This is a genomic window from Pseudomonas sp. JV245A (assembly GCF_032424515.1).
Classification (GTDB): Bacteria; Pseudomonadota; Gammaproteobacteria; order Pseudomonadales; family Pseudomonadaceae; genus Aquipseudomonas; species Aquipseudomonas protegens.
Window position 1 is genome coordinate 1 of record NZ_VYKE01000388.1, and the last position, 1,264, is coordinate 1,264.

General features: G+C 69.5%; 2 protein-coding genes. One reads left to right on the forward strand and one right to left on the reverse strand.

From position 1 onward, the window contains the following. The coding region (locus F6S12_RS31885) for an IclR family transcriptional regulator (RefSeq protein ID WP_315869877.1) at positions 1–683 on the forward strand (683 nt) is incomplete at its 5' end. Between the two features lie 9 nt (positions 684–692). Here the strand turns inward: F6S12_RS31885 and F6S12_RS31890 are convergent. Continuing rightward, a partial coding sequence (locus F6S12_RS31890) for an ABC transporter ATP-binding protein (protein ID WP_315869878.1) occupies positions 693–1,264 on the reverse strand: 572 nt, incomplete at its 5' end.

Consider the following 1,264-nt stretch of genomic DNA (forward strand, 5'->3'; position numbering starts at 1 on the left):
GGGAAGTGGCCCGGCGCACCGGCACGGGTGGCTCCACCGCCCACCGCTACCTGCAAAGCCTGGTCAAGGAAGGGCTGGCCAAGCAGGATCCGCTCAGTGGCCTGTACGACCTGGGCCCGGCAGCCCTGAGCATCGGCATTGGCGCGCTCAAGCGCATCGATGCGGTGGACATCGCCGCCCAGCGCATGAAAGCCCTGGCCCAGCGGCATGCCGCCAGCGGGGGCGTGGCGATCTGGACCGACCGCGGGCCGACCCTGGTGCGCTGGTACCGCAGCGCCTATTTCTCCATCAACCCCCTGGCCCTGGGGGACATCCTGCCCATCGACAACACCGCCTGCGGCCTGGTGTTCCAGGCCTTTCTGCCCAAGGCCGTGATCGACGCGGCGCGCAAGCAGCAGCCGGCGCATTTTCGCGGCACCCCGCCCAGTGCCGCGGTGCTCGACGAGGTACGACGCCGGCATTGGGCCGAACTCACCAGCCACCTGCTGTCCAACGTCACCGGGCAGGCCGCGCCGGTATTCGACGCCCAGCAGGAGATCGTCTGCGTGATGACCACAGTCACTGACCTGGGGCAATTGCAGGCCCCGCAAGACCGCGATGCGCTGTTCCATGAAGCGGCCCAGGTCAATCAGGCCACCGGTGGCCAGCGCGTGCCCCAGGAAGCGTTGCCGGCGCGCCCCTGAGCCGTGGCTTCAGGCCGGGTCGATTCGGCCCTTGGGCACCATCAACGGCGTGCCGCTGACCGGGTCGCGGATGATCACCGAGGCCAGGCCGAACACCTGCTCCACCAGGGCCTCGGTGAAGATCGCCGCCGGCGCGCCCTGGGCGACGATGGCGCCGTCGCGCAGGGCGATCAGGTGGCTGGCATAGCGGCAAGCCTGGTTCAAGTCATGCAGCACCGCGACGATGGTCCGGCCCTGGCGGTTGAGCTCGGCCAAAAGCTCCAGCAGCTCGATCTGATGGACGATATCCAAGTAGGTGGTGGGCTCGTCCAGCAGCAGGATCGGCGTTTCCTGGGCCAGCACCATGGCGATCCACACCCGCTGGCGCTGGCCGCCGGACAACTCGTCCAGCAAGCGTTCGGCCAGCGCCTCGACCCGGGTCGCGGCCATCGCCCCGCGCACCGCCTGCTCATCCTCCTTCGACCACTGGCGCAGCAACGACTGGTGCGGATAGCGCCCGCGCGCCACCAGTTCGGCGACGCTGATGCCATCCGGCGCCATGGCGCTTTGCGGCAGCAGGCCCAGGCGCCGGGCCACTTCCC